The organism is Nonomuraea antri (genome assembly GCF_013283785.1).
Lineage (GTDB): Bacteria > Actinomycetota > Actinomycetes > Streptosporangiales > Streptosporangiaceae > Nonomuraea > Nonomuraea antri.
This window is the reverse complement of record NZ_JABCPZ010000489.1, coordinates 1-2,167: the sequence shown is the minus strand read 5'-3', so window position 1 is coordinate 2,167 and position 2,167 is coordinate 1. Positions and strand designations below refer to the sequence as shown.

2 protein-coding genes are annotated in these 2,167 nt (G+C 68.3%); both read right to left on the bottom strand.

The features are described 5' to 3' along the window. Window positions 1-217: 217 nt before the first annotated feature. Window positions 218-1,099: a DUF4190 domain-containing protein gene (locus HII36_RS54775; protein WP_173531316.1), complete on the bottom strand. Its 882-nt coding sequence runs from the start codon at window positions 1,097-1,099 to the stop codon at window positions 218-220. A gap of 119 nt (window positions 1,100-1,218) precedes the next feature. Next, window positions 1,219-1,902 carry a response regulator gene (locus HII36_RS54770; protein WP_173531315.1) on the bottom strand — a complete coding sequence of 228 codons (684 nt, stop codon included), beginning with the start codon at window positions 1,900-1,902 and terminating at the stop codon, window positions 1,219-1,221. Window positions 1,903-2,167 lie beyond the last annotated feature (265 nt).

Genomic DNA, 2,167 nt, shown 5'->3' with positions numbered 1-2,167 from the left:
GCCATCCACTCCGCCGTCCACCCTGCCATCCACCCCGCCGCCTGCCTCGCGGCCGGCCCAGGTAGACGACGCCCATGCCGCCGGAGCCCAGCCGTCCGAGCAGCCGGTGACCGCCGATCTCGGACGGATCGCCGTCCCGCAGCGGCCGCATCCTCAGCCCGCCGGAGGGAGAAGATCGCTCATGCCGCAGATCATGACAGAACCTGACGAGAGCGCATCACCGCAGATACATGAAGGCCCCGTCGGAGCCCGTCGAGCCGAACAGTGCGATCACCATCGGCGTCGACTTCGCGGGCAGGTCGAAGACGATGGTCCTGGTGACCTTCGCGCCGGGATTGATGGGATCGTAGAGCCCCTCGCCGCTGGTGAGATTCTGATTGATGGTCGCGTTGGAATCCCATACGTACTGCTTGGAATCGGAGTCCAGCAATCCGGAATCGCTGCCGTCGAATGTGGCCGGCGACTTACTGGTGTTCTTCACCAGAACGCGGACGACCACGAACGAGCCTTTCGCCTTGAGATTCTCGATGGAGCTGCTGACGACCGATTTCCGGCTCACCGAGAGGACTTTCAACGCGAAAGGCGCCTCGCGCGCGACCTGGCCCAGTGCGATCGGTTTCTTCGCCGGGCTCTTGGTGGGTTCGGAAGCGTCGGCAGGACCCTGTTCGAAATCGGCCCGCGCGGAGGTCACCGCCTTGTCGATTTCGTTGATCGTGTCGTTCACCGCGGTGATGGTGACGATCAGTCCCCACGTCGCGACACCCATCGCGACCAGGCCGAGGAGCGCCCCGGTCAGCGCCATGCCGCCGTTCGTGGCCTCGCCGCGGCCGGCTCGCGCCCGTCCGACGAAACCGAAGATGACGGCGAGCAGGCCGAGCGTGCCGGCCATCCAGAAGAAAATCGGGATGAGGCCGGTCAGTGGCCCGATGATGCCGAGCACCAGAGCCGTGATGCCCAATCCGTTGCGCGCCGGCCGGGGTGGAATCGGGCCCGGCATGCCGCCGTAGCCGGACGGTGGCCCGTATCCGGCGGGTTGCTGCGGAACATAGGGGTGGGCCGGTCTCGCATGGGAACGCGATTCGTCGTACGGATGGGACATCGGTCGAACACCTCCGCGGCATAGCGTGCCCAGGCGTCACCGCAGAGCGTTCACCCCGATCAGACCCTCGATGCGATGTGCGTAGTTGATCATAAGGGCCGGATGTATTAATTCAACAGTCAATTTCCGGCGAATCGTGGACCGTTCCCACCCGGCACCACCAGACCAGACTCGTAGGCGAAGACGACGAGCTGCGCCCTGTCGCGTACGCCGAGCTTGGTCATCGACCGGCTGACGTGCGTCTTGGCCGTGGCGCCGCTGATCACCAGGTGCTCGGCGATCTCCTCGTTCGACAGGCCACGGCCCACCAGTCCGACGATCTCGCGTTCGCGCTCGGTCAGCCGCTCCAGCCCGGGCCCGGCGGTGGGGCGGGGCGGGGTGCTGACGTACTCCTCGATCAGGCGGCGCGTCACCGAGGGCGACAGCAGCGCCTCGCCCCGCGCCGCCACCCGCACCGACTGCAGCAGGTCGCCCGGCTCGATGTCCTTCAGCAGGAAACCGCTGGCACCGGCCCGCAGGGCGGCGAAGACGTACTCGTCGAGCGCGTAGTTGGTGAGGATCACCACGCGGACGCCGTCGAGATCACGGGACGCGCCGATCCTGCGGGTGGCCTGGATGCCGTCGAGCAGCGGCATGCGCACGTCGAGCAGCGCCACGTCGGGCAGCAGCCGGCGGGACAGCTCCACCGCCTCGACGCCGTTCCCCGCCTCGCCGACCACGGTGATGTCGTCGGACAGTTCGAGCAGCGCCCGGAACCCCGCACGGATCAGCGGCTGGTCGTCTGCCAGCAGAACCCTGATCACGCCCGGCTCACCGCAGCGAGCCCGGTCGCGGGAAGTCCAGGTTCGGGGAGCCCAGGTTCGGGAAGCCCCGTCGCGGGGGATTCGGTTGCGCGGGACTCGGTTACGCGGGACTCGGTTACGGGGGACCCGGTTGCGCGCGGGCCGGTCGCGGGCAGTTCGGCGCGGACGGTGAAGCCGCCGTCACGTGGCCCCGCCGTCAGCGTGCCGCCCGCCGCCATCGCCCGCTCGCGCATCCCGATCAACCCCATCCCCGCCGGCCCGGACA

Coding starts and splice junctions, on each gene's coding strand:
- HII36_RS54775 (WP_173531316.1), bottom strand. CDS start 1,099: ATGTCCCATCCGTACGACGAATCGCGTTCCCATGCGAGACCGGCCCAC.